A 19150-nucleotide genomic window follows, 5' to 3' on the forward strand; every position below is an offset into this window, starting at 1 on the left:
GACAAAGTCCAGGCTCTAGGTGTCTGAACACGCTCATCGGTCCGCTTGTAGCGATAGCTAATCACTACAGCGGCCAAGATACAAGGTGTCTGACACCCCGCGGACGTGCTCTGGGCATGTCGCCTGTCTCACGAGGGAGTCAGACACCGACATTGGCTACGCGTGCAATGCCCGTCCAAACGCCGCCAGCACCGATTCGTGCAGCGTTTCCGATAGCGTCGGGTGCGCAAACACGGTGTGCATCAGGTCTTCTTCGGTGGCTTCCAACGATGCCGCCACACCGTAGCCGGTAATCAGCTCGGACGCCTCGGGGTGGATGATGTGCGCGCCCAGCAGTTCGCCCGATTTGGCGTCGAAGACCGTCTTGACGAGTCCCTGGTCCTCGCCCATCGCAATCGCCTTGCCGTTGCCGGCGAAGGTGAATTTGCCAACGCGAATGTCGCCGCCGTGTCGGGTGGCGTGTTCGCGCGCGCGGGCTTCGGTCATGCCGATGCTGGCGACCTGCGGGAAGGAATAGGTGCAGGCCGGAATGCGCAGCGGGTCGATGGCGTGCACGGGCAGGCCGGCGATGGCTTCCACGCACAGCACGGCTTCGTGGCTGGCCTTGTGGGCAAGCCACGGCGCGCCGGCCACGTCGCCGATCGCGTAGACGCCCGGCTCGCCGGTGCGGCACAGGCCGTCGGTGACGATGTGCGTCTTTTCGACTTTGACGCGCGTCTTTTCCAGGCCAAGATTCTCGACGTTGCCGACGATGCCGGCGGCGACGATGACGCGGTCGAACGTCTGTTCGATCTTTTTGCCGTCGTGCTCCAGCGTGACCTTGACGCCGTCGGCGGTGGTCGACGAGGCCGTCACCGCGCAGCGGGTCAGGACGCGGATGCCTTGCTTCTCGAAGGCCTTGCGCGCCAATTGCGAAATCTCGGCGTCTTCCTGAGGCAGGATCTCGGGCGTCATGTCGATCAGCGTGACCTCGGCGCCCACCGCGCGATAGAAGCTGGCGAACTCGGCGCCGATGGCGCCTGCGCCCACCACCAGCAGCGATGCCGGGATCGCGTCGGCAACCAGGGCCTGCCGGTAGGCCCAGATGCGTTCGCCCACGGGCAGCGCCGGCAACTCGCGGGCGCGCGCGCCGGTGGCCAGGATGATGTGCGTGGCCGACAGCGTGGCGCCGTTGTCCAGCGCCAGCTTGCCGGACCCGGCAAGCCGGGCGCTGGCGGCAAACACCGTCACGCCGTTCTTCTTCATCAGGTGCGCGACACCCTGGCCCAGCCGGCCGGCGACCTTGCGCGACCGGGCGACCATGGCGGCCAGATCGGGACGGGCCTCGCCCGCGCCCGTCACGCCGTAATGCGCGGCCTCGCGACAGGCGCGCAGCACGGTGGCGCTGTGCAGCAGCGCCTTGGTGGGAATGCAGCCCCAGTTCAGGCAGATGCCGCCCAGTTCGGCGCGCTCGACCAGCGCGACCGACATGCCCAACTGCGCGCCGCGGATCGCGGCCACGTAGCCGCCCGGGCCGCCGCCCACCACCACCAGGTCAAAACTCGTCTTCGTCATGGCGGGGCTCACAGCAGGATGCGCACGGGGTTTTCGATCAGCGCGCGCAAGGCCGCGAGCCAGCGCGCGCCGACTGCGCCGTCCACGACGCGATGGTCCGCGGATAGTGTCACCGTCATCACGGTGGCGGCGGCGAGCTGACCGTCGGCGTCGACCACCGGGCGGCGTTCGGCCGCGCCCACGGCCAGGATGGCGGCCTGCGGCGGGTTGATGATGGCGGCGAACTGGCTGATGCCGTACATGCCCAGGTTGCTGACCGTCAGCGAGCCGCCCGTGAACTCGTCGGGCTTCAGGCGGTTGACCTTGGCGCGCGCGGCCAGCTCGGCGATCTCGCCCGAGATGGCGGACAGCGGCTTGACGTCGGCATCGCGCACGATGGGCGTCACCAGGCCGCCGTCGGTGGCCACCGCCACCGAGACGTCGGCGCCGGCGTGGTACTCGATGTCATCGTCGTGCCAGGACGCGTTGACCTCGGGCACCTCGCGCAGCGCCAGCGCGGCGGCGCGCACGATGAAGTCATTGACCGACAGCTTGACCGCGCCGCCGTGATTGGCCTGCGCGCGCAGCGCCAGCAGCGCGTCCATGCGGCAGTCGACCGTCAGGTAGAAGTGCGGCACGTGCTGCTTGCTTTCGGTGAGGCGGCGCGCGATGGCGCGGCGCATGCCGGTGTGGGGCACGCGGCGCGCGGCCGGCCGGCCAGCCAGCGGCGCGGCAGCGGGGGACGCGGCCGGCGCACGGTCGCGCGCGGCTTCAACGTCCCGCCGCACGATGCGGCCATGCGGGCCGGTGCCGGTGACGCCCAGCAGGTCGACGTGCCATTGCGCGGCAAGGCGCCGGGCGACGGGGCTGGCGAAGAGGCGGCCGCCGGGGACGGGAGCAGCCGAGGATGCGGATGGGGAATGCGCGGCGGATGCGGCCGCGTTGCCGGCTTGCTGCGAGGCGGACGCAGCGCCGGCGCCAGCGGATGCCGAGGCAGCCGACGCTCCGGGAGCCGACGCTCCGGGAGCCGACGCTCCGGGAGCCGATGCTCCGGGAGCCGCCGCTCCATCTGCCGACGCGCCAGCAGCCGACCCGGCAGCCACCGCCGCACCACCGTGTTCAGCCAACGCGCGATCGATCGCCGCCGCATCTTCGCCGTCCGCGACCAGCACGCCGATCACGGTGTTGATGGGTACGGACGCCGGTCCGGCCTGCACCACGATGCGGCCCAGCACGCCTGCCTGTTCGGCGTTGATCTCGACGATGGCCTTTTCGGTTTCGACTTCCGCCAGCGCCTCGCCCACGGCGACGCGATCGCCTTCCTGCTTGAGCCACTGGTGCAGCACGCCGCCGGAGGCGTCGGCGGCAACGGAGGGGAGCTTGATAAGGTATGCCACGATGTTGTTCCTATTCAGCGGCGCGGGCCAGGTCGGGCCGGTACGCGGCGGGGTCGTCGTATTCGACGAGTTCGAGCACATTGCCTTCGGGGTCGCGGAAGAAGGCGAGCCACGTGCCCGGCCGCACTTCCATGGGCGCGGGCGCGCTGTCAAAGACCACGCCCTTCGATTGCAGGTCGCGCACCACGCCGCGCAGGTCTCGCACGATGAAGGTCAGGTAGGCGGCGCCCTGGCGGTCCAGAATGGCCTTGCCGCGCACGGCCGGTTCGGGCGCCACGGCCGGCTGCAGCAGCTTGATGCGCTCGCCGTAAGGCGTCTGCAGACGCGCCACGTCGTAGCCGTGCGGCGTGAGCCCCGTGGCCTGCGCCTTGCCGGCCGGCACGGTCACGCGACTCACCAGCGTCAGGCCCATCACATCGGTGTAGAACGCGGCCAGCGCATCCAGGTTCGCGCAGCAGATGCCGAATTCCATCGGCACGGTCATGTGCAGGGCAGTCATGGCTGTTCCCCCAGGTCGGCCAGCACGTCGGCCAGGCCCGCCACCACTTCATCGGTATCGGCGAATGCCGCGCGCTCCAGCACCTTGGAGATGCTGGGCGAGGCCTCGCCGCCCGTGACGCGCTTGACCGGCTGGTCCAGCCAGTCGAAGTAGCGGCGCTGGATCTCGTCGGCCAGCATGGCGCCGTAGGACGTGCCGCGCGCGCCTTGTTCCACGATCAGCACGTTGTTGGTCTTTTTGATGCTGGCGCCAATGGTGTCCCAGTCCAGGCTGGCGCGGTCCAGCGTGCGCAGGTCGATGACTTCCGCATCCACGCCGGCCGCTTCGGCGGCGGCCAGCGCGCGGCTGACCATGGAGAGGTACGTCAGGATGGTGACCTTGCCGCCCTCGCGCCGCACTTGCGCGCGGCCGAACGGAATGGCGTAGTCCAGGTCATTCTCGGGAACCTCGCCCGAGGACGCGTACAGATCGACGTGCTCGATGACCAGCACCGGGTCCTTGGAGGCCAGCGCCGTGTTCATCAGGCCGACGTAATCGTGCGGCGTGGACGGGGCGACGATGCGCCAGCCGGGCGCGGTGGCGAAGATGCCGGCCGGGTCCATCGAATGCTGCGACCCGTAGCCCGTGCCCATCGCGACCTTGGTGCGCAGCACAAAGGGCACGTCGATGTCGCCGCCGAACATGTGGCGCGCCTTGCCGATCTGGTTGAAGATCTGGTCGGCCGCGACCCACATGAAGTCTGGATACATGAATTCCACGACGGGCTTGTAGCGGCCGTCCATCGCCAGCCCGCCGCCCAGTCCTGCAAAGGCGTTTTCGGAAATGGGCGTGCCCAGCACTCGGTCCGGGTACTTGTCCTTCAGGCCGCGCGTGGCGCCGTTGGTGCCGCCCTTCAGACGGTGCACGTCTTCGCCCAGCACCACGACGCCGGGGTCGGTTTCCATGCGGCGGTCCAGCACGTCGGCCACCGCATCGACGAACTTGCGCGTGACGGTGGCGCCGGTGTGGTCCGCCGCCTCCTGGTAGCGCAGGCCGGCCAGTTCCGAGCCATCGCTGCGCAGGCCCACGTCGCGGAAATCCGGGCTGGGCCACAGGTCGGCGCGCACGCGTCGCTTGCCGCCGTCAGCCGCTTCGGTCAGGCGGCCGGACACTTCCTTCATCACGTCCTTGCAGCGCTGGCGCAGCGCGTCCACCTCCGCCTGCGTGACCAGCTTGCGGCCGATCATCTCGGCTGCGATGCGGTCCAGCGGATCGCGCAGGCGCCATTGCGCCTCTTCGTCCTTGGTGCGATAGCCAAACGCGCTGCCGGGGAAGGGCCCGTTCTGGTGGAAGAAACGGTAGACGTCCACCTCGACGATGGTGGGACCCTTGCCCGCGCGCATGTGCGCCACGGCTTCCGACATGGCCAGGTGCACGGCCAGCGGGTCCATGCCGTCGACCTTCCACGCGGGAATGTTGAAGGCCAGGCCGCGCGCGGACAGGCGCGGCTCGGCGGTGGACTCTTCCACGGTCGTGGACACGGCGTAGCGGTTGTTCTCGATGAAAAAGCACAGCGGCGTCTTCCACGCGGCGGTCAGGTTCATCGTTTCCAGCACCGAGCCGATGTTCACCGCGCCGTCGCCGAAGTACGTCACGGCTACGCGATCCGTGCCCGCGTGCTTGTGCGCCCAGCCCGCGCCGGCGGCCAGCGGCACGCCGCCGCCGACGATCGCGTTGGTGCCCAGCGCGCCCGCTTCCAGCCAGCGCAGGTGCATGCTGCCCCCACGGCCGCGGCAGTAGCCGTTTGCCAATCCCATGATCTCGGCCAGCGTTTTGTGCAGGACCTCGTCGATGGCGGGCGTGAGCGGGTTGCGCGGATCCAGGCCCAGCGGCGCCACGTGCTGCAGCGCTTTGGCCAGGAACTGGTGATGGCCGCGGTGCGAGCCGTTGATCTGGTCGCCGGCGCCCAGGGCCAGCACCGAGCCGACGGCGCCGCCTTCCTGCCCGACCGACGAGTGCGCGGGACCGTGCACCAGGCCTTCGGCGGCCAGTTCCAGCACGGCTTCCTCGAAAGCGCGGATCCAGTGCAGTTGGGTCAGCATCGTGCCGAGCAGCGCGGGGTCCGCCTGCTGCCAGTCCGAAGCCTCGGCCGTCAGTTGCCGCCAGGGCGCCTGGGGCTCGAGCGGTTGGTAGGTGGCCATGAATGAATCTCCAGTGTGTTTTTTTAAGCGTCGGGGCAATCAGAGGTAGCTGTAGCGGCTCCAGCCGCCGTCTGCCACCAGGGTGTGTCCGGTGATGTAGGCGGCCTGGCGCGAAGCCAGGAAAACCGCCAGGTCGGCCATTTCGGCCGGCTGCGCCATGCGGCGCAGGGGCGTGCGTTGCTTCAGGCGTTCGGGGTCCAGACGACCGCGCGCGGCCAGGTCGCGCACCAGGTCGGTTTCGACGTAGCCAGGCGCCAGCGCATTGACGCGCACGCCCGCCGGGCCCCATTCCACGGCCAGCGTCTCGGTCAGCAGCACCACTGCGCCCTTGGTGGCGCAGTAGGCGGCGCGGTCGGGGGCGGCCACCACGCCGTACATGGAGGCCAGGTTGATGATGCTGCCCGAGCCGGCGGGCACCATGCGCCGGCCTGCGGCCTGCGCGCACAGGAAGACGCCCGTCAGGTTGATGTCGACGGCCCGGCGCCATTCGTCCACGGTGACTTCCAGCGTGGGCTTGTTGGCCGAGATGCCGGCGTTGTTGACCAGCACGTCGATGCCGCCCCAGGTTTCCGCAACCTGCGCAAAGGCGCGCTCGACGGCGTCGGCATCCGTGACGGACGCCTGCACCGCCATGGCCTGCGCGCCGTCGGCGGTCAGGGCCGCGACGGCGGCGTCCAGCGCGCCGGCATCCATGTCCAGCAGCGCGACGCGCGCGCCCTGGCGTGCAAAGGCCTGCGCCGTGCTGTAGCCGATGCCCTTCGCGCCGCCGGTGATGACGACCGCCTGGCCGCGCAACTCGGCATGAATGACTTCAGTGGTGTTGTCCACGATGTGTGCCTGTGTAAGGTGAGTACGTAAGGCGGCTCAGACCGCCAGCCATTCCTGGACGACGTCCTGGCGGTCATGCAGCTGCGCGGGCGGTCCTTCGAACACGATGCGCCCGTGGCCCATGACGCTGACGCGCGTGGACACCTTCAGCGCGATCGTCAGCTTCTGCTCCACCAGCACGACCGACACGCCCTGCTTGTGGATATCCCGGATGACGTCGGCGATCACCTCGACGATCTTGGGCGCCAGCCCTTCGGTGGGCTCGTCGATCAGGATGACCTTGGGGTTGCCCAGCAGCGAACGGCACATGGTCAGCATCTGCTGTTCGCCGCCCGACAGGTTGCCGGCGCGGGTATTGCTGCGTTCCTTCAGGCGGGGGAAGTAGTCGAACATCTGCGCCACGGTCCAGTACGGCGCATCGTCGCGCCGGGGCTGCTCGCCCATGCGCAGGTTCTCGTCCACCGTCAGATTGGCGAACACCTCGCGTTCCTCGGGCACGAAGGCCAGGCCCGCGCGGGCAATCTCGAAAGGACGCTTGTTGGTGATGTCGCGGCCTTCCATGGCGATCTGGCCGCCGGTCACGTCCACCAGGCCCATGATGCTTTTCATGGTGGTCGAGCGGCCCGCGCCGTTGCGGCCGAGCAGGCTGACGACCTCTCCGCGCCCGATCGACAGGTCGATGCCGTGCAGGATGTGGCTCTTGCCGTAGTGGGCATGCACGCCCTGCAGCGACAAGAGAGGGGATTGCGTCGTCATACCGTTTCCTCTCCCAGGTAGGCCTCGCGCACGCGGGCGTCGCCGCGGATCTCGGCGGGCGTGCCGGTGGCCAGGATCTCGCCATAGACCAGCACGCTGATGCGGTCGGCCAGCGAGAACACCACCTGCATGTCGTGCTCGACGATCAGCAGGGTGCAGTCGCGCGTCACGTCCTTGATGAGTTCGACCGTGTAGTCGACCTCGTGCTGCGACATGCCCGCCATGGGCTCGTCCAGCAGGATCACCTTGGGCCGCGACGCCAGCGTCATGCCGATTTCCAGCGAGCGCTGCTCGGAATAGTTCAGGTCGCCGGCCGCCGTGTTCTGGCGCGCCGTCAGCCGCACTTTCTCCAGCAGGCGGTCCACGTCCTCGTTGACGGCGCGGTTGCGTGCGATGGGCCGCCAGAAGTTGTAGACCAGGCCGTGCATGCGCAGCACCGCCAGGCGCAGGTTTTCGCGCACCGGCAGACGCGGGAACACGTTGGTGATCTGGAACGAACGCGCCAGGCCGAGCCGGTTGATGGCTTCGGGCGCCAGGCCGCCGATGGGGCGCGAGCGCAGGCTGATGTCGCCCGAGGTGGGCGCGAACGAGCCCGACATCAGGTGAAACAGCGTGGACTTGCCCGCGCCGTTCGGGCCGATGACGGCGTGGCGTTCGCCGGCTTCGACCGCCAGATTCACGCCGCGGATGATCTGCGCTTCACCAAAGGATTTGCGCACGTCGGTCAGGGTCAGGATCTCGTGGCTCATTGGGCGGGCTCCAGAAGGGGGGCGGCTTCGCCCGTGTCGCGCCACAGGGCCAGCGCCCAGCGGCAGGCGGCAAGGCCCGCGGCAAACAGCACCAGCGGCACCAGCCAGGTCGATACCGCAAGCGGCGCCCAGTCCTGGCCGAACAGCGGGATGGCGGGCCAGCCGGCCTCGGGGTTCATGGCGAGGAGGGCGCGGTAATCGCGCGCGAACATGCGTTGCAGCAGTTCCACGGTGAAGACGGTGGCGCCGGTGAGCAGCAGCCCCCCGGCCACAGAAACCGCGGCGCGCGGCAGCCAGTTGGCCAGCCCGCGCTCGCGCAGCGACTTGGCCGCGCGCTGCACCAGGCCGACCAGGCCGTCCGGCACGAACAGCATCACCAGCACGAAGAGAATGCCCTGGTACAGCAGCCACGACCGCGTGATGTCGGCCAGCGTCTGCGACAGGAAGGTCAGGATGGACGCGCCCAGCACCGGTCCCAGGAACGCATTGACGCCGCCGATGTAGGCGAACAGCACCGCGTCGGTGGACAGCTTGACCTCGAACAGCACGTAGTTGCCGGCTTCGATGTTCAGCGCCTGCAAGCCCCCCGCGATGCCGGCAAACATGGCCGACAGCGCAAACACCATGGTCTTGAGCGCATGCGGGCGGTAGCCCAGGTAGCGCAGACGGTTGGCGTTTTCGCGCAGGCCCAGCGTCAGCCGGCCCAGCGGCGTGCGCGTCAGGCCATACAGCGCGGCCAGCGACACCAGCACCCACGCCAGCACCAGGTAGTACACCTCGATGTCCGAGCCGAAGGTAAAGCCCCAAGCCGGCATGCGCATCGCGGACACGCCCGCCTCGCCGCCGAAGACGCTTTTCAGGTGCGGCGCCAGCGCGTGCAGCAGTTCGGCCAGCGCCAGCGTGATCATCGAAAAATACACGCCCGATCGCATGGTGGCGAACCAGCCGGCGATCAGGCCGAACAGCAGCCCGGCCACGCCGCCCACCAGCGGCATCAGCGGCGTGGGCAATAGGCCCGCGCCGCCCAGCGCATTCATCGCGTGGATGGTGGCGAAGGTGCCGACGCCAAAGTAAGCGGCATGGCCAAAGGACAGCATGCCGCCCTGGCCTGCCAGCAGGTTGAAGGCGCAGGCGAACAGCGCGGCGATCAGCATCTGCACGGCCGCCACGAGCTGCCCGGCAGGCAGCAGCCACGGCAGCGCGCACAGCGCGGCGACGCACAGGATCAACAGCAGCGCGCCCGTGGCGCGGCGGGTGGAAGTGGCGGTCTGGCTCATGCCTGCTCTCCCTTCAGTCCCGACGGCTTGACCAGCAGCACCACCAGCATCAAGAGAAACGGCAGCGTTGCGGCCAGGCTGGAGATCTTCACCGTCATCAGCCCGCCCACGCTTTCGGCCCACTCACGCGCGCCGAACAGACCAAACAGCGTCGCCAGGCTGGCGTCGATGCCGACCGAGAACGAGCTGATCAGGCCGATCAGAAGCGAAGCGATCATCGCGCCTTCCAGCGAGCCCAGGCCGCCCACCACGACCACTACGAACACCAGCACGCCCAGTTCCAGCGCCATGTTCGGGTTGGTGGTGTAGAAGGCGCCCGCGACCGCGCCGGCCAGGCCCGCCATCGCCGCGCCCACGCCGAACACGCTCATGAAGACCAGCGGCACGTTGTGGCCCAGCGCCTCGGCCATGCGCGGCCGGTAGATGGCCGAACGCACCACGATGCCGACGCGGGTGCGCGACAATAGCAGGTAGATCACGGCGAACATCGCCAGCGACACGCCGCCCATCAGCAGGCGGTAGAACGGATAGTCCGCGTCGAACACGCGGAATGCCGCGAAGTTCAGGAACGGCGGCACGCGGTAGTCGACGGGAAAGTCGCCGTAGAACAGCTTGATCAGCTCGGCGACGATGAACGCCAGCCCGAAGGTGACCAGCAGTTCCTGCGCGTGGCCGAATTTGTGCACGCGGCGCAGGAAGAAGCGTTCGACGCCCATGCCCAGCACGCCCGCGATGATCGTGGCCAGCACCAGCGCCGTCCAGAAGCCCGTGACGGGCGTGAGGGTGTAGGCGGCATACGCGCCGATCATGTAGAACGATGCGTGCGCGAAGTTCAGCACACCCATCATCCCGAAAATCAGTGTCAGGCCTGCCGACACCATGAATAGCAGCAGGCCGTAGATCACGCCGTTCAACAGCGAGACGGTAAAGTATTCCATGTCCGCTCCAGGATTCTTGCGCGGGACGCCAGGCGTCCCGCGAGCGATTGCGCACGTTGTTTTTGCCCGGCCCGCGCCGGGAGTGCGCTTGTCATGTGCCGGCGGCGGCCCGCGCGCCTTTCAGCGCACAGCCCGCCGCGCGGGCATCACTTCGGACGTTGCATCTTGCAGGTGCCCTGCACCGGCGCGGACACGTCCGCCGCGGCCAGCACCTTCACCGGTTCGAAGCCCATGTCGGTGCCGTCGGCCTTGTACTTGGCGTTCTTGCCCACCTTGGACACCACCATCGGCAACTGCACCTGATGGTCTTCGGCGCGCATGGTGTATTCGCCCAACGCCGATTTGTAGGTGACCTTCTCGAGCGCCAGCGCCAATTCGGGCACCGGCAGCTTGCCGTCCTGCGGCTTGACCTGCTTCAAGGCCTCGCCCAGGAAGCGCACGCCGATCACGGTCTGCGGCTCGGTGTAGCTGGGGTAGTGGCCCGTCTTGGACTTGTAGTCCTCGGCGAACGCCGCGCCTTCCTCGCCGGCGGCCTCGATGTTGTACGGGTGCGCGATGTAATGGCCCAGCGCGACCTCGCCGGCGTTGGCCAGGTTGCCGACCTGGTCCAGGAACACCGTGGCAAAGCGCACCTTCAGACCGGCGGCCTGCGTGGCCTTCATGAGCAGCAGCAGGTCGTTGGACCAGTTGCCGGTGACCACGGTGTCGGGCGTGGCCGAGCGAATGCGCGCGACGTAGGGCGCGAAGTCCTGGATCTTGTTGACCTCGTGCAGCGTCTTGCCCACGACCTCGTAGCCGTACTCCTTGGCAAAGCGCTCGGTCGCGCCTTCCATGTCCTGGCCCCACGAGTAGTTCTGGTTGATCGCGTACACGCGCTTGCCCAGCGTGCCGTCGGCGGACATGACGGATGCCAGCGCCTTCACGCGCAGGTCGGCGTTGGTGGTGAAGCGGAAGTGGTAGAAGTGGCACTTCTGGCCGGTCAGCTCCAGCGCTTCGCCGCCCACGTTCAGGAATACGATCTCCTTGCCCGGGTTGCGAAGGTTGTGCTTGCGCACGTCTTCGGTGAGCTGGCCCGAAATGGCCGAGGACGACCCCTGCACCAGCACCTGCACGCCCTCGGCGGCTGCGGCACGGAAACGGTCCGAGGCGCCCACGGGGCCACCCTGGTTGTCGAACTCCACCAGCTCCAGCGGCTGGCCGTTCCAGCCGCCAGCGGCGTTGATGCGGTCCAGCTCGTATTTGACGGCGGCGCGGAACATCAGGCCGGTCGAGGCTTGCGGGCCCGACAGCGTTTCGATCAGTCCGATCTTGACGGGTGCGGCGTGGGCGGTGGCGGCGAGTCCGGCCAGGCACAGCAGACCGGTGGTGAAAGCCAATTTCATGCGTGTCTCCTCCGTGGAACGGGAGTGTGTTGATTTGCGTGGGTCAGGCAGGCGCGCACGCCGCATCGCCCGCGCGCCGCGAGGGCGGGCAGGCGATGTGGCGCGAAGGATAGGCAATGGCGCCGGCCGCGGACGCGCGAGGCGCCGGGGCGAGGCGCCGGCCGGGCAGGGCATGAAGCCGCCGGGGCGTCTGAGGATGCGCCGTCGGACGTGCCGAGGGCGCGGATGCGGTCATGCTGCCGGTGAAGTTCACCTGGTTGTCCCCTGCCTGTTTATGCGGCGTGACGCCGTGTTTTTCTGACTGACTTGCCTGAAAGCGGCAGTTGATTTACGCTTTCCAGACAAGTTGTCAGGCAACTTTATTAAGTTGTCCGATAAATCATAGGGCAAGCGTTTTTCTCGTGTCAAGCAACCGATTCAGGCGTTCAATCTGAATTCGAGCCGCTGCCGCGAACGCGACGCGGGCCGCCAAAAACAGCTTCAGGAGACAGGATGATTTCGTTCGAGGGGCAGGTTGCCGCCATCACCGGCGCGGGCAATGGCATCGGCTTGGCCACGGCGCGCCTCATGGCCGCGCATGGCGCGCGGCTGGTGCTGACCGACATCGACAACGCGCGGCTGCAGGAAGTGGCAGCCGAGCTCGATCCCAGCGGGCAGCGCGTCTACACGCACGCGCTGGACGTATCGGTGTCGCACGATTGCGAACGGGTGTTCGAGGCCGCGGCCCGGCACTTTGGCGGGCTTGACCATCTGGTCCACTGCGCGGGCATCTACCCCGAGCAGCTCGTCAAGGACACCAGCGACGAGTCCTGGCGCACGCTGATGCGCGTGAATCTGGACGGCACGTTCTACGTGTGCCGCGCCGCGCAGCGCCATCTGCGCCATGACGGTTCGATCGTCCTCTTGACGTCGCTGGCCGCGCAGCGCGGCAGCTACGCGCACGCCGCCTACGCCGCGTCCAAGGGCGCGGTGCAAAGCTTTACCCGCAGCCTGGCGCTGGAGCTGGCCCCGCAGATCCGCGTGAACGCGGTGGCGCCCGGCATCATCGCCACCTCCATGACGCACGACCTGATCGGGCAGAAGGGCGCGCAGCTGCTGGAAAGCACGCCGCTACGCCGCTTTGGCACGGCCGAGGAAATCGCCGGAACCATCGCCTTCCTGTGCTCGCCGCTGGCGGCCTTCGTGACGGGCGAGGTCATGCAGGTCAATGGCGGGATCTATATCGCGTAAAGTGCCAGAACGCGGCGCGCCGGAAAAAAAACCGGCAAACCTATAATTTCCAGGGCGCTGCCGCGAACCAGCCTGTCGGAACCACCACGCGAGACATTCCTATAACCATGGCCGACGCGCCCGCGCGCCGCCCTCACGTTCGAACGATCCACATGCAGCCAAGTCAAGAACCCGATCCGGCGCGCGCCGCGCCCCGCAGCTCGCTATCGGCGGCCGTGGCGGACGCCCTGGCCGACCAGATACGCCAAGGCGTGCTGGCCCCCGGCGATCGCCTGCCGACCGAAAAGCAGCTCACCGAGATGCACTCAGTCAGCCGCGCGGTCGTGCGCGAGGCCCTGGCCCGCCTCAAGTCCGAAGGGCTGGTCACGTCGCAGCAGGGCAGCGGCGTGTTCGTCGACCCGAATTTCCAGAAGAACGCATTTCGCATCGCCGCGCCCACGCCAGGCGACAACCAGGACCTGGAGCACATCCTGGAACTGATGCTGTCGATCGAAGTCACGGCGGCGCGCTATGCGGCGCAGCGGCGCACCGAGCCCGACCTGAAGAAGATGCGGCAGGCGCTGGTGGGCATGGAGTACGCGCTCATCAACGACAAGCTGGGCGACGAGGAAGACTATCAATTCCACCAGGCCATCGTGCAGGCGACGCACAACCCGCACCTGGTGGCGCTGAACGACTACCTGGAAGCCAACGTGCGCCGCGTCATCCGCAGCGCGCGCCACAACACGGCGCGCAGGTATGCCGAGCGCATGGCCGCCGTGCAGAGCGAGCATCAGGCCATCTTTGCCGCCATTGAAGCCGGTGATTCCGACGCTGCGGGCCGCGCCGCCGAAGAGCACCTGCGCAACGCGGCGGACCGGCTGCGGTTGTTCCAGGCGGAGCGCCCCGCGCCCGTGTGACCGCGGGGCCGGGCCTACGCGAAGGTCTGCTCCATCTCGCGGCGGAACTGCACCGCGGTCGAGCGTTCGTCGTACTCCACGTCGCGCCAGCGGATCGCCTGCGACTGGCGCACGGGGTTCTTCAGCTTGACCTTGTTCGACAAGCCCAGCGGCAGATAGCCTTCCTCGACCGAATCGGGGGCCGGCATCAGGCGCCCGTACACCGTGTAGCCGCCTTCGCCGTCCAGGATCTGGCCGGCCTGCAGGTCGCGCTTGGCGGTGGCCACGACGTCGCCGTGCCAGCCCGCGGGCGCGCCGGTGGGCTCGCGCCGCAGGCCCACGCTGGCCACGCTGATGCCCAGTTCCAGGCCGATCAGGTGGTAGGGCTTGTACATGGCGGTGAAGTTGCCGCTGGGATCGGTGACCAGGCCATACTCCTGAAAGCAGCGCCGCACGTAGTCGCTGTCGGCCGCAAGCGTGACATACACGCCCCAGCGCAGATCCCGGAACACCGGCCGTCCGTCGCGTTCCAGCGACGAGATCACCTCGACCTGGCCGCGATGATGCAGCATGCCGCCGTCCTCGCGGGGACGCAGCACGCGCGCCAGATCATCCACCCCGCAAGGCGGAAAGTGCAGGCCCGAGGGCGACGGCAAAAGACCCGTGGCATTGGAGACGGCCGCCATCTCGATGGCGCTCTTGGTGCCGTCCAGAAAGCTGTTGAACATCTGCGCGTTGAAGTCGCCCGCCGCCACCATTTCGGCGGTGAAGCCGTAGTACGGCCAGACGGTGTCGGGGGTGGACGTGTGGAATTCGGGTAGATACTTGGTGCCCTTGCCCGCTGCCATGACCTCGAATCCGCTGGCGCGCGCCCAGTCCACCATTTCGCAGATCAGGGCGGGCTGATCGCCGTAGGCCAGCGAATAGACGATGCCCGCTTCGCGCGCGCGTCGCGCCAGCAGCGGGCCGGCCAGCGCGTCGGCCTCCACGTTGACCATGATGATGTGCTTGCCGTATTCGCAGCAGGTGAGCACGTGCGTGATGCCGGCGGCGGCCTGGCCGGTCGCGTCGATGACGATGTCGACGTCGGGGCTGGCGATGACGGTGCGCGCATCGTCGCAGAAATAGACCTTGCCGTTCTTGTAGGCGTCATTGATGCTGCTGGCGTTGAGGGCGCCGGCCGGCCAGCCGACACGGGTCAGCGCGGCGCGGGCCCGGTCGGGCACCAGGTCCGCCACCGCCACCAGGCGGATGCCCGGCGTGCGCGGGGCCTGGCTCATGAACATGGCGCCGAACTTTCCGGCGCCCAACAATGCGACTCGCAGAGGCTTGTGGTCGGCTTCTCGCTGCTTGAGCAGGCGGTACAGATTCATGGCGCGGGCTCCTCCCGGGTGGGGCGTACGACTCCACAGGATAGTCCCAAACGATGACGCCTGAACAGGATTCAGCCGGAGTCAGGCGTCTGCCGTATAGAGCTCGCCGGCCAGCACGTTGCGCCAGTTCTGCCAGTTGATGCGCGGGCGGTCCGTCACCTCACGGTTGTACGGCGCATCGAACAGAATGTGCTTCCAGCGCGGCCGCGCGGCGCCTTCGATATGCGGTTTGTCGTCGATCAGCAGATGGCCCTGCACCAGCGTCTTGTCCTTGGTCAGGATCAGCCGGTTGGTGGCCTCGCGGCCCAGGTTCTTTTCCACCCACAGGTATTTCTCGGCGACGCAGTTTTCAAACTGGGACAGCGGCGACGAGCAGATCCGCACGTCCATGCCCAGCGCCAGCAACTCCTTGAAGGCCGCGAGCGCGCCCGGGACCGGCGGCAGGTTGCGGATGAAGCCCGGCGCCGTGTAGATGGCCTCGGCCATCCCGCGTAGTTCGGGGGCGTAGTCCTCGCGGATGTAGAAGGACTTGCGGTTCTCGAACGCCACGGGCGCGACGTCAGGGTGGCGCGCGCGCCAGGCGTCGATGAAGGCGTGTTCAAAATCGGCCAGCACGCCGTCTTGATCCAGCAGGATGATCATGGGGGTCCCAGGTATTGGCAACCGTACGATTGTGCCCTAGCCGCCGAGCGGCCGGGATTGCGCCACGATGCGGTAGCGGCTGCCGCCGGTCAGCGACTCGGACGCGACCAGCACCATGCGGTCGTAATGCCAGGCCAGCGGCGCGGGCGCGTCGTCGGGCGGCTCGGCCTGCGTGATGTTGCGCAGCAGCGTGACGTGCGGGCGGAAAGGCTGGGTGGGCGGGGTGAGCCCGTAGCCTGCCAGCCACTGCCAGAGATCGTCGTGAGCTTGCTGCAGGCCGAAAGGCGTTTCGGACGGGCCCGCCCACAGGATGCGCTGGCGGCTGAACACCCCATAGCGTTCCAACGGCACGTCGCCCGGCGCCAGCCCGCGTTCGGGCGTGGCGGCGGCCAGTTCATCGGCCAGTTCATCGGCCAGGGCGCTGTCGACCGGCCCCAGGAATGCCAGCGTCAGATGCAGCGTCTCGGTGCGCATGGCGCGTCCGCCGCATGTCAGCCTGGCCTGCTCTGCCCAACCGGCAAGAGACGCCGCCAGCGAAGGGGACGGCCATAGCGCATAGAAGAGGCGGAGGGTGGACATGCGCAGATTGTAGGACGCCCACCCGCTATTGCACTCGGCCGCCCTGCGCGGCGGGCCGGCCGGGTTACGGCTTGGGACGCCGGGTCAGTCCGGTATCAAAGCGTTCCACGCCGGGGCGGGCGGCAGGACGGTCGAAACGCTCGACGCCGGGGCGGTTCAGCCGCTCGACGCCGGGACGATCCAGCCGTTCCACGCCTGGACGGTCGAAACGTTCGACGCCCGGCCGCGCAAAGCGCTCGACCCGTTGCGGCGTGGCGGTCTTGGCCGCCGCGCTTTGCGCGGCTTCCTGTTCGCGCTTGGCGATGATCTCTTCGGCGCGCTGGTGGTGCGGCGCCATCTTGCGCACCATCACCCGGCCGTCGCGCGGGAAGTAATTGATGCGGCGCGCGTGCACGTCGCCCAGATCCTGCGCCTTGACGGGGATGCCTTCGGTCTTCAGGTAGTTCAGGACGAACTGGCCGTTGCGCTCGCCGATGTTCATCTGCTGCATGGCCGCCAGCACGGCGCCGCCACCGAACACCTTGGCTTCCAGGCGGTCGCGCGAGGCGCCGGCCTTGAGCAGCTCGTTGATCAGCACTTCCATCGCAAAGGCGCCATAGCGCATGGTGGCCGACGCGGGGGACTGCATGTCGCCCTCAGGCAGCATGAAGTGGTTCATGCCGCCCACGCCCGTCACCGGATCGTGGATGCACGCCGCCACACAGGACCCCAGCACGGTCGAGATCATCATGTTCTCGTTGGTGACGTAGTACTCGTTGGGGAGCACTTTCACTGCCTGAGATTGGAACGCGCTGTCGAAGTAGTGACGTGTTGCGCGGGCTTCAAGAGCGGCCATGGGACGGATATCTGGGCAAAAACGGCGATTGAGACACTGAAATGCGAGCGGAAGCGGTAATTGTGACAAAAAATGTACAAAAATGTCGCTTTATTCTTGCATATCCCGGCAGCGCTTGGAAGAAAACTGTGTAAATACGACCAAAGCGTCGTTTATTGGAACTCGTACCTGTCCCCCGCACGCAAAACGGCCCGCACGGATGGCAGGCAGTCATCGTACACAGAGCATTTGGGGGTCTTTCCCCGGATCACGGGGAGGAAGGGGCTTCAAACGGACCTTTAGACCCGCCGGCAGATAAGACACAGACGGCGGGCCGGACGTGGACGGCAGTACCTGAGGGGGCGGGCCCCCCTCGCGGCGGGGTCAGAACCGGGTGCTGCGCGTGACCGACCAGCGGGCAGACAGCGCGCCGAGCGCGGCGGAGGCGATGACCGCGCCGATCAGGACGGGGGCGCCCGGCAGGTGCAGGGCGAACTCCGCCCCGTAGCTGCGGGCCAGTCCCAGCAGGGCCTCGTTCAGGGGCGACAGCGCGACCGCCGCGACCCCGATGGCCAGCAAGGAGGCCAGGGCGCCGGACAGCGCACCCAAATAAAGGAACGGCCGGCGCACGAACGATTCGGTGGCGCCGACCAGCCGCGCCACGCCGATTTCCTCGCGTTGCGACAGCGCCTGCATGCGCACCGTGTTAAAGACGGTGGCCAGCACCACGACCGCCACGCACGCGGCCAGGAATCCCAGGCCGATCCGCGCGAAGCGCAGGATGGCTTCCAGCCGCTGGACCCAGGCGCTGTCCAGCTGGACGAGGTCCACGTGGTTCCATTGCTTCCAGGCCGAGGCCAGCGTATCGGCGCGTCCGGCCAGGTTGTCGCCATCGGCCAGCGTGACGACGACCGCATCGGGCAGCGGATTGCCGGGCAGCACGGCCAGCGCCTCCTGCCAGGCGGGGTTGGCGCGCAGGTCGGCCAAGGCGCTTTCGCGGCCCACCACGCGCACGGCGCGCACGTCCTGCGGGTAGTCGTCCTTGATGCGCTTGGCCACGTCCGCGGCGGCGCCTGCCGGGGCGTCCACACGCATGAAGACCGTGACCTCCGGCGTGACGGACATTTCCCGCGCAACCGGTTGCACGGACACCAGGATGGCGCTGCCCAAGAGCGGCAGCGCCAGCGCCAGCGCCATGACCAGCAGGTTGGCGAGCGAGGAGAAGGGTTGTTTGATCAGCCGGCGCAGCGTGACCAGCAGCGCGTAGCGATGTTGCCGCAGCCAGGCGTTCATGCGGACTCTCCCGGATGGCCAAGGCCTGGCTCGGTGCGGGCGGCGCGTGCCGGCGCAGCCTGTGCGGCCATGCCGTCCGTGGGGGTGGCGGGGCCGTGGGAGTCGGCAAACTTGCCCGGCTCGATCCGCAGGGTGCGGGTGGCGTAGCGCGCCATGAGTTCCTGGTCGTGCGAGGCGATCAGCGTGGTGACGCCGACGCGGTTGAAGTCGCGGAACACGTTCATGATGCGTTGCGCGTTGTCGTGGTCGAGGTTGGCGGTGGGTTCGTCCGCAATCAGGATGGCGGGCCGGTTGACGATGGCCCGGGCGATGGCCAGGCGCTGCTGCTCGCCGCCCGAAAGCTCGATGGGGTTGAGGTCTTCCTTGCCCGACAGTCCGACCTTGTCCAGGGCGGCGCGGGCGCGCGACGCGGCGGAATCCCAGGGGTGGCCCTGGACCGCCAGCGGCAGCATCACGTTTTCGAACGCGCTTCGATCGAACAGCAGGTGCGTGTCCTGCAGGATGACGCCGACCGCGCGGCGCAGGTAGGGCCGGGCGCGGGCCGGCAGCTTGTCCAGCCGCTGCCCGTTCACCTGGATGGACCCCCGGCTGGCGGGCTCAAGACCGCCGATCAGCTTGAGCAGCGTGGACTTGCCGGCGCCGGATGGCCCCGATACGAAAACGAACTCTCCCGCGCTCACGCGGAAGTTGATGTCGGCCAGAATATTGCGGCCGCGACCATACGATTTGAATACGTGCTGGAATTCGATCATGGCGGCTGTCAGATGAAGCCGCCATAGTAACTCGGGGACAGTAAGGTGGC

At 68.0% G+C, this 19150-nt stretch carries 18 protein-coding genes; 2 read left to right on the forward strand and 16 right to left on the reverse strand.

Features of this window, described 5'->3' with window-relative positions; translation table 11 throughout:
* Positions 1 to 156: 156 nt before the first annotated feature.
* From lpdA to ASD87_RS09705, 10 genes are all read right to left on the reverse strand, one after another.
* Positions 157 to 1554 carry a dihydrolipoyl dehydrogenase gene (gene lpdA, locus ASD87_RS09660; RefSeq protein WP_056320444.1) on the reverse strand — a complete coding sequence of 466 codons (1398 nt, stop codon included), beginning with the start codon at positions 1552 to 1554 and terminating at the stop codon, positions 157 to 159.
* 8 nt (positions 1555 to 1562) lie between these two features.
* Positions 1563 to 2930 carry a pyruvate dehydrogenase complex dihydrolipoamide acetyltransferase gene (locus tag ASD87_RS09665; protein WP_056320446.1) on the reverse strand — a complete coding sequence of 456 codons (1368 nt, stop codon included), beginning with the start codon at positions 2928 to 2930 and terminating at the stop codon, positions 1563 to 1565.
* A 10-nt stretch (positions 2931 to 2940) separates the two neighbouring features.
* Positions 2941 to 3429, reverse strand: a complete 489-nt coding sequence (locus ASD87_RS09670) for a VOC family protein (protein ID WP_056320450.1) — start codon at positions 3427 to 3429, stop codon at positions 2941 to 2943.
* Positions 3426 to 5609, reverse strand: coding sequence for a thiamine pyrophosphate-dependent enzyme (locus ASD87_RS09675; protein ID WP_056320453.1), 2184 nt, complete (start codon positions 5607 to 5609; stop codon positions 3426 to 3428). The genes ASD87_RS09670 and ASD87_RS09675 overlap by 4 nt, the downstream gene beginning before the upstream one ends.
* 39 nt (positions 5610 to 5648) lie before the next feature.
* Positions 5649 to 6437: an SDR family NAD(P)-dependent oxidoreductase gene (locus ASD87_RS09680; protein ID WP_056320456.1), complete on the reverse strand. Its 789-nt coding sequence runs from the start codon at positions 6435 to 6437 to the stop codon at positions 5649 to 5651.
* A gap of 36 nt (positions 6438 to 6473) precedes the next feature.
* Entirely contained in the window at positions 6474 to 7193 is a 720-nt protein-coding gene (locus ASD87_RS09685) for an ABC transporter ATP-binding protein (RefSeq protein ID WP_056320459.1), read from the reverse strand.
* Positions 7190 to 7942, reverse strand: a complete 753-nt coding sequence (locus ASD87_RS09690; protein ID WP_056320460.1) for an ABC transporter ATP-binding protein — start codon at positions 7940 to 7942, stop codon at positions 7190 to 7192. The genes ASD87_RS09685 and ASD87_RS09690 overlap by 4 nt, the downstream gene beginning before the upstream one ends.
* Positions 7939 to 9219, reverse strand: a complete 1281-nt coding sequence (locus ASD87_RS09695) for a branched-chain amino acid ABC transporter permease (protein ID WP_056320463.1) — start codon at positions 9217 to 9219, stop codon at positions 7939 to 7941. The genes ASD87_RS09690 and ASD87_RS09695 overlap by 4 nt, the downstream gene beginning before the upstream one ends.
* The gene (locus ASD87_RS09700; protein ID WP_056320465.1) at positions 9216 to 10157 is read right to left on the reverse strand and encodes a branched-chain amino acid ABC transporter permease; all 942 of its coding nucleotides are present in this window, start codon (positions 10155 to 10157) and stop codon (positions 9216 to 9218) included. Before ASD87_RS09700 ends, ASD87_RS09695 begins: the two co-directional genes overlap by 4 nt.
* Before the next feature lie 146 nt (positions 10158 to 10303).
* Complete coding sequence (locus ASD87_RS09705; RefSeq protein ID WP_056320468.1) at positions 10304 to 11539, reverse strand: branched-chain amino acid ABC transporter substrate-binding protein; 1236 nt, start codon at positions 11537 to 11539, stop codon at positions 10304 to 10306.
* Positions 11540 to 12031: 492 nt separating this feature from the next.
* On the opposite strand from ASD87_RS09705, the gene ASD87_RS09710 reads away from it, so the two are divergent.
* Together ASD87_RS09710 and ASD87_RS09715 are read left to right on the forward strand one after the other, a co-directional pair.
* Positions 12032 to 12769 carry an SDR family NAD(P)-dependent oxidoreductase gene (locus ASD87_RS09710; RefSeq protein ID WP_056320470.1) on the forward strand — a complete coding sequence of 246 codons (738 nt, stop codon included), beginning with the start codon at positions 12032 to 12034 and terminating at the stop codon, positions 12767 to 12769.
* A 152-nt stretch (positions 12770 to 12921) separates the two neighbouring features.
* On the forward strand, positions 12922 to 13668 hold the full coding sequence (locus ASD87_RS09715; RefSeq protein WP_056320473.1) for a FadR/GntR family transcriptional regulator: 747 nt from the start codon (positions 12922 to 12924) through the stop codon (positions 13666 to 13668).
* Positions 13669 to 13682: 14 nt separating this feature from the next.
* Here ASD87_RS09715 and ASD87_RS09720 read toward each other — a convergent pair whose 3' ends face one another.
* From ASD87_RS09720 to ASD87_RS09745, 6 genes are all read right to left on the reverse strand, one after another.
* Positions 13683 to 15020, reverse strand: coding sequence for an NAD(P)H-dependent oxidoreductase (locus tag ASD87_RS09720; RefSeq protein ID WP_056320475.1), 1338 nt, complete (start codon positions 15018 to 15020; stop codon positions 13683 to 13685).
* 81 nt (positions 15021 to 15101) lie between these two features.
* Entirely contained in the window at positions 15102 to 15662 is a 561-nt protein-coding gene (locus ASD87_RS09725) for a 5'-3'-deoxyribonucleotidase (protein ID WP_056320478.1), read from the reverse strand.
* Between the two features lie 36 nt (positions 15663 to 15698).
* A complete protein-coding gene (gene thpR / locus ASD87_RS09730) occupies positions 15699 to 16241 on the reverse strand; it encodes an RNA 2',3'-cyclic phosphodiesterase (protein WP_056320480.1) in 543 nt (180 codons plus the stop codon).
* Between the two features lie 64 nt (positions 16242 to 16305).
* A complete protein-coding gene (cheD, locus tag ASD87_RS09735; protein WP_056320483.1) occupies positions 16306 to 17076 on the reverse strand; it encodes a chemoreceptor glutamine deamidase CheD in 771 nt (256 codons plus the stop codon).
* Between the two features lie 363 nt (positions 17077 to 17439).
* A complete protein-coding gene (locus tag ASD87_RS09740; RefSeq protein WP_056320485.1) occupies positions 17440 to 18348 on the reverse strand; it encodes an ABC transporter permease in 909 nt (302 codons plus the stop codon).
* The gene (locus tag ASD87_RS09745) at positions 18345 to 19100 is read right to left on the reverse strand and encodes a cell division ATP-binding protein FtsE (protein ID WP_056320486.1); all 756 of its coding nucleotides are present in this window, start codon (positions 19098 to 19100) and stop codon (positions 18345 to 18347) included. The genes ASD87_RS09740 and ASD87_RS09745 overlap by 4 nt, the downstream gene beginning before the upstream one ends.
* Between the last annotated feature and the right edge of the window lie 50 nt (positions 19101 to 19150).

Source organism: Achromobacter sp. Root170 (assembly GCF_001428165.1).
GTDB lineage: Bacteria > Pseudomonadota > Gammaproteobacteria > Burkholderiales > Burkholderiaceae_B > Achromobacter > Achromobacter mucicolens.

Coding starts and splice junctions, on each gene's coding strand:
- ASD87_RS09705 (WP_056320468.1), bottom strand. CDS start 11,539: ATGAAATTGGCTTTCACCACCGGTCTGCTGTGCCTGGCCGGACTCGCC.
- lpdA (WP_056320444.1), bottom strand. CDS start 1,554: ATGACGAAGACGAGTTTTGACCTGGTGGTGGTGGGCGGCGGCCCGGGC.
- ASD87_RS09725 (WP_056320478.1), bottom strand. CDS start 15,662: ATGATCATCCTGCTGGATCAAGACGGCGTGCTGGCCGATTTTGAACAC.
- cheD (WP_056320483.1), bottom strand. CDS start 17,076: ATGGCCGCTCTTGAAGCCCGCGCAACACGTCACTACTTCGACAGCGCG.
- ASD87_RS09715 (WP_056320473.1), top strand. CDS start 12,922: ATGCAGCCAAGTCAAGAACCCGATCCGGCGCGCGCCGCGCCCCGCAGC.
- ASD87_RS09740 (WP_056320485.1), bottom strand. CDS start 18,348: ATGAACGCCTGGCTGCGGCAACATCGCTACGCGCTGCTGGTCACGCTG.
- ASD87_RS09710 (WP_056320470.1), top strand. CDS start 12,032: ATGATTTCGTTCGAGGGGCAGGTTGCCGCCATCACCGGCGCGGGCAAT.
- ASD87_RS09745 (WP_056320486.1), bottom strand. CDS start 19,100: ATGATCGAATTCCAGCACGTATTCAAATCGTATGGTCGCGGCCGCAAT.
- ASD87_RS09700 (WP_056320465.1), bottom strand. CDS start 10,157: ATGGAATACTTTACCGTCTCGCTGTTGAACGGCGTGATCTACGGCCTG.
- thpR (WP_056320480.1), bottom strand. CDS start 16,241: ATGTCCACCCTCCGCCTCTTCTATGCGCTATGGCCGTCCCCTTCGCTG.
- ASD87_RS09685 (WP_056320459.1), bottom strand. CDS start 7,193: ATGACGACGCAATCCCCTCTCTTGTCGCTGCAGGGCGTGCATGCCCAC.
- ASD87_RS09670 (WP_056320450.1), bottom strand. CDS start 3,429: ATGACTGCCCTGCACATGACCGTGCCGATGGAATTCGGCATCTGCTGC.
- ASD87_RS09720 (WP_056320475.1), bottom strand. CDS start 15,020: ATGAATCTGTACCGCCTGCTCAAGCAGCGAGAAGCCGACCACAAGCCT.
- ASD87_RS09695 (WP_056320463.1), bottom strand. CDS start 9,219: ATGAGCCAGACCGCCACTTCCACCCGCCGCGCCACGGGCGCGCTGCTG.
- ASD87_RS09690 (WP_056320460.1), bottom strand. CDS start 7,942: ATGAGCCACGAGATCCTGACCCTGACCGACGTGCGCAAATCCTTTGGT.
- ASD87_RS09675 (WP_056320453.1), bottom strand. CDS start 5,609: ATGGCCACCTACCAACCGCTCGAGCCCCAGGCGCCCTGGCGGCAACTG.